Source organism: Corynebacterium sp. 122RC1 (assembly GCF_024580955.1).
Lineage (GTDB): Bacteria > Actinomycetota > Actinomycetes > Mycobacteriales > Mycobacteriaceae > Corynebacterium > Corynebacterium kozikiae.
Window position 1 is genome coordinate 1 of record NZ_JANIKD010000037.1, and the last position, 5,595, is coordinate 5,595.

The 5,595-nt window shown below is 62.1% G+C and carries 2 protein-coding genes and 2 pseudogenes; 1 reads left to right on the forward strand and 3 read right to left on the reverse strand.

What is annotated here, in order from left to right; genetic code table 11:
* A pseudogene (locus NQ050_RS10805) lies at positions 1-118 on the forward strand (IS6 family transposase); the annotation flags it as partial.
* Positions 119-903: 785 nt separating this feature from the next.
* Here NQ050_RS10805 and NQ050_RS10810 read toward each other — a convergent pair.
* The 3 genes and pseudogenes from NQ050_RS10810 to NQ050_RS10820 all read right to left on the reverse strand — a co-directional run.
* Positions 904-3,243, reverse strand: a pseudogene (locus NQ050_RS10810) (ALF repeat-containing protein); the annotation flags it as partial.
* Positions 3,244-3,251: 8 nt separating this feature from the next.
* Positions 3,252-4,088: an AbfB domain-containing protein gene (locus NQ050_RS10815; RefSeq protein ID WP_257039355.1), complete on the reverse strand. Its 837-nt coding sequence runs from the start codon at positions 4,086-4,088 to the stop codon at positions 3,252-3,254.
* A gap of 117 nt (positions 4,089-4,205) precedes the next feature.
* Positions 4,206-5,498, reverse strand: a complete 1,293-nt coding sequence (locus NQ050_RS10820) for an LGFP repeat-containing protein (RefSeq protein ID WP_257039356.1) — start codon at positions 5,496-5,498, stop codon at positions 4,206-4,208.
* Positions 5,499-5,595: the final 97 nt, after the last annotated feature.

Sequence of the window (5,595 nt, forward strand, 5' to 3'; positions counted from 1 at the left end):
CCTGCAGCCCGGCATCAGGGGCGAGGTGCGCCTTGTGGAGAGAGCTTTTGGCATTGGGCCCTCGGCGCTGACGGAGGCCATGGGCATGCTCAACCACCATTTCGCAGCAGCCGCCTGATCGGCGCAGCGCGACAGCCTACCTCTGACTGCCGCCAATCTTTGCAACAGAGCCATTTTTCCTACTGGAATCACTCCGACCAATGTCCATAGACATCCGGAGATTTGCCCCTTGAAGCAGTTGACCAGGTCGGTGATTCCGACAAGGTCGAGGAGGAGGCTGAGGGCTGCCGGCCCGATGCGTTCTTTGATGATGTCGAGAAGCGAGGCTGGTTTTTCCGGGTCGGCCCCGTCTACTGCCTGTGCATCCAGACCGGCTTGAAGTTCGGCTTGCTCGGCGAGTTCTTTTTCCACCGCGATGCGGAATGCGTCGTCTGCTGCTTGGGCGGCAAGTGCCGCGTCTTGTCCTGCGGCTGCGGCTGAGGCGCGGGCGGATATGGCGGAGTTGGCTGCCGCGTTGGCTGAGGCGCGGGCGTCGATTGCGTAGCTGGTGGCCTGGTCGGCGTTCGCGGTTGCTTCGGCGGCGTCGGCTTCCGCGGAGGCGGCGGCTTGATGTGCTCTTGCCTGCTGTTGCTTGGCGAAGTCTAGTGACTGCTGGGCGGAGGCGGCGAATTCCTGGGCTCGTTGGGAGGCCTGTTGGGCGAATCCGGCGTATTCGGCTGCGGCATCAGCGTATTGACGTGCTTTTTGCGCTGATCCCCGGGAGTATTCGTAGGCTGCCTGCGCATTGGCGGCGAGTTCTCCGGCGAGGTTTGCTATGTTGCGTCCCGCCGCCAGCATCGAATTGATGTGGTCGTTGTGCGCTGCCCGGTTCGCATCGAGGCTGGCGCGGCGGTACTGCTCGATAGTGATGAACTCGTCGAGGGTCTTCCGGTCCCCGACAATGGCGGCTTCAGCGGCGGCTTTGACCTCCGGGCCACCAGTTTCAACCAGGTGATACGCCTGTTGGAGCTGGTCGCTGTAGCGAGCCTTGTCGTATCCGCCGCCGTTGACGAAATCGTCGAGGGCGTCATATCCGCCGTCGCGCAGCGCGGCGTCGGCTGCTGCTCGGGTGTTGTCCCCCTGGGTCTCGCGCAGCTTCCATGTTGTATCGATGAGATCGGGGAGACGCAGGGTTTTGACTTCGTCGTTGATGAACCAGTCGATGACTTCCGGTGCAGCGTTGGCGTACATGCCGGAGTCGAAGCGCACGTCCTCGTTGGGGTCGGTTGCCCACCATTGCCGGAGAAGTGCTTGGTTGTCCTGGTCGACAGCTGTGGGGTATCCACTGGTGGCGAAGACACGGAAATCATCGTCGGTTCCACCTGTCAGAGCGGTTTTCGCCGCGCCGACCACAGTGGGTGAGCCGACCTGGACAGCCGCGACGGTGGCTTTCTTGATGGCTTCTATGTCCAAGGAGCTGTTCGTCGTGTCGCTGCCTTCCAGCGGGGCGAGGTCCTTTTCAAGCTCCTTACGGCGGCGTTTCTCATCGGCGGCTACCCGATTGGCCGCGTCTTGGACGGTGCGCGCGTCTTCCGCCTGGGTGCGGAGGAACTCCTTTTCGGCCTGGCGGCGCTGATTGTCAATCTTGACGGCAAGTTCATGGGCCGACTCCGCCAAGTCGATGGCGCCGTTGGCGGCTTCGGCCGCACGTTGTGCTTCTGCGGCGTATTCGCCCGCATTGCGGGAGTGGGTGGCGGAGTTTTCCGCTTCCTGAGCGGCGCGGTCGGCTGCTTCTGCGGACCTTTCAGCGTGTTCGGCGGCTTCTATTGCCGCTTGCTTGGCTTGTTCGACAAGTCCTTCGATTTCGTGGACGAGCCGGTCGACTTCGTTTGCCGCCGCGCGTGCGCGTGCGGCGGCGGCACGTGCACGGGCGGCGCCTTCACGGGCTTCGGCAGCGGCGGCTTCGCTGACTCCGGCCGCGTTGGCGGCATCAGCGGCAGCAGCTGCGGCGACGTCGGCGTTTGCGGCGGCGGAGCTTGCCGCCTGGCCTGCGGCGCGGGCGTGGCCTGCTGATTGGGAAGCGTATACGTGTGCTTCGGCGGAGGCGCGGGCTTGCGCTGCCGCATCGCGGGCTTGTTCTGCTGCGATGCGGGCACCTCGAGCGGCGGAGGCGTCTCCTGCGGCGTTGGCGGCCGCTGTTTGGGCCGCGCTTGCGGCGGCGCGGGCACGGCCTGCTGCCGATGCTGCGCGGGAGAGTGCGTCGGCAGTTTGCTGCAGTGCGATACGTGCCTGATGGGAGGCTGCCACTGCCTGGTCTGCGACGTGGGCGGATTGTTGGGCAAGGTCGGCGGCGGCCGAGGCGGCGTTGCCTGCCCGGGTTTGGGCGGCGTCGGCGGCGAGAGCTTCATCGCGGGAGACTTCGGCGGCTCGCCGGGCGCTTTCAGCGGCGCGGGCTGCCTGATCTGCCTGCTGCCAGGCCAGTTTATTGGCGGTGCTCGCCGTGGATGCTTCGTTGATGGCCGTCTCAACGAGTTGGGAGATCTCCATCTTCTCGGAGTCCTGCGATGCGGCCACGAATTGTCCGTAGCGCAGGAATTCTTCGATGGCGGTGTCGGTTCCTACCTGGATGGCCTCGGACGCTCCAGCTGCGACGCTGGGAAGCGGGGAGTTGGTCAGTTCGTACACTTCGCGCCGACGGTCATGTGCGCGTGCTGTCTCGGCCCCGGTGGCAGCGAACTCGGAGAGGGCGTCCGGGGTGTTTTGCTGCAGGACTTCATCGGCGGCGCTTTTCAAGGTGGACCCGTCTGGTGCTTGTGCTGCCTCCCACGCGCTAGCACGGTCATCTTGGGCCTGGGCGTTTTGCCAGCCGGAGTCGATAAACTCCGACATTGCGGCCGAGTCGTTGGATTCGAGGAGGGCGGCGACTTCTTTTTGGACCGTCGGCCCGCTGACCGCGGAGATGGTGGTCAGGATGTGGCGCAGGTCCTGTTTTTGGGCCTCGACCCTGCCTGTGTCGACGTAATCGGAGAATTCCTTCTGCGACCCTGTTAGTGCGGCTGCGGCTGCATCCCGCGATGACGCCAGGTTTGTGTCGAGCATTCCGACGGCAAATACCCGGGCATCCACCACGTTGAGGCGCTCATCTGTCATCCGCTGGTGATCGGTTTGGGCGATAGCGTCAGCGTTGGAGAGTGAGAGCCACATCGCGACTGATGTGACAGCGGCGATGACGCGGCATAACCGCTGGTAACGGGTGGATGCCATGGGGTGTCCTACTTTCCGGGCAGTGCGAGTGCTTGGTCGGTGAACCACACGGATTCTGTGGTGCGGCTAGTGGCTGTGGTGACTGTGGCATCAGCACCGGCGGTGAGGATGCGGGCCTGGTTAGCGGCATTAGCAAGATACACCCCGGTGGGGGTGGTTTCTGCGGCGGTGGGGCACCACGTCGCAGCGCGGGTGTCAGGGTTGGTAAGCGCTGACACGGCCCCGGTGGTGTTCATCGTCAGGTAGGTGCCGGGGTAGGCGGCGGATTCGAGGGAGACACACTGGGAGGAATCAAGTGCAGGCACCACCTTGAAAGAGGCGTCGAGGCGATCATTGAACCCGCTGTTACGGTCAAGTAAGGATAGTTTTACCCCAGACCAGCTAAGCCGCATGACGTGGCCGGGGTTGATGCGCCCGGCTGAGCGCAAAGTGACGTAGTTAGGGGCCTGCCCCGATGGGGTCAAGGTGGCGGTGGAGGCGCCGTTGGGCGTAGCAACCGGGGTGACCTGCAGTTCGACAATCGTGGAGCCGCGGCGATCAACATCAACGCTTTTGACCTGGCCGGGTTGGATGACCTGCTGGAAGTACACCGCCCCGTCAGGGAGTTTGAAGGCGACGGCAACCGGGACGGTGAGGTTGTTGACCACCCCGTAGGAGCCGGTGATGTTGACCGCCACCCACCCGGTGGGTGCGGTGAGGGTGAAACACACAGACATTCCGGCAACGGATGCGGAGTCGACGCGGACTTGTTCGCGTGAGGTGCCGCAGGCTTGTTCGACTAATCCGCCGTCGCCGGCGATGGGGTCGACTTTGTCCTGGGCGAGTGCCGGTGTGGCAATACACATCAGTGCGGCACATGAGGCGGATAACGCGGCAGGCGGTGAATCGTGTCAGGGCATAGCGCATGGGTGTGAGGGTCCTTGAGGTGTGGGAATGATGAAAAGAACGCTGGTGAGAAGGGTTTAGCGTGAAAGCGGCACGTAGCTGGTGGTGGACTCATCCAATGTCGAGCGAAGTGTCGTCGCAAACAAGGCCCATACCTCGTTGGCAACATGCTCAGAACTAAACGGCCCCTGCACCTGGGTGGTCTGGGTGGGGCCGAAGGATTCCACGACAAGGCGGATCCAGGTTTTGTTGGAGCCGGTGTACTGGGCCTTGACATCCGGGGAGTCGAACACGACGTTTTTCTCACCAGCTGGTGGGGCAGTGACCTCATCAAAACGGATGTTCAGCAATCGGTTAGCCCCCTCAGGGTGACCGGCAGCAGTTTTCAAAGTAAATCCCGTATCAGAAATACGCTCAACAGTGACTTTGCCAGACCGTGCCCCCATGCCGGTAAAGGTGCATGTAGTGCCGGTGGTGAGTTCTTTCGGACACCCCGTTAACGGGAAGTAAGTGTCCATGTGCTGAATCAGTTCGCGGTGTGCCCCAGCTGCGTGCCAGCGAGGTTTGTCTTCCTTTGCGAACAGGGGGTAGACCTGCCTGTAGCTGGAGTACTGCTTGTTGTCGTACTCAGGCAGCGCCACACCGGTGGGTTCGAAGGATTGGATAGACCCGCCGATGAAATCCTGTTTCGTACCTCCCGCGGCAGCATAAGCGTCTGAGGACGGGAAACTAAACCGGCTTTTCTCCCAGCCGGCTTTGCCCCAGTAATCACGAATCTTCCCACTGACTGTGTGCACACCACTAGCAGGCGAGTAGTAAATCGACCCATTCTCAAAGTGGTTAAACCAGCCATTACCATCCGGCGTAGTCAACTCATCAGTAACCGGATAGCCCAACGGACCAGTCTCCCACCCTTGCGCCGCCCACTTGTCCCGAATCTCACCCCAAATCTGATGGGCATCGGTCTCAGGTGACCAGTAGATGGATCCACCCTGGAAGTGGTTGAACCGGCCAATGCCGTCAGGGGTGGTCAATTCGTCGGTTACTGGGTAGCCCAAGGCCGCATTTTCCCACCCGAGATCAGCCCACTTATCCCGGATGCGACCGCCGACCTGGTGAGCAGTACCGCCATCGACGTTGGGGTGCCAGTAAATGGAAGAATCGCGCACGAAGACCTGGAACCGCCCATTCAACGCTGAGACGCTTTCCGGGGTGGTCGCATCACCAAACCTACCCCACCCCCCGAGACGATGGTAAGTCTCTTCGATCTTCCCGCCGATCCAAAAACCATGGAACACATCCGCCTGCGCCGCGGGAACACCTAACGATCCAAACGCAAATGAGCTGCCCTGGGTTTTGTTCCTAGGCATTTGCCTTGGTTTCCATTATGGCTTTGGGTGGGTTGTATGCCCAAAAGGCTGCTTCAACCTCGGCTGGTGTTCGGTAGCCAAGGCTTTGGTGTAGCCG

Coding starts and splice junctions, on each gene's coding strand:
- NQ050_RS10815 (WP_257039355.1), bottom strand. CDS start 4,088: ATGTGTATTGCCACACCGGCACTCGCCCAGGACAAAGTCGACCCCATC.
- NQ050_RS10820 (WP_257039356.1), bottom strand. CDS start 5,498: ATGCCTAGGAACAAAACCCAGGGCAGCTCATTTGCGTTTGGATCGTTA.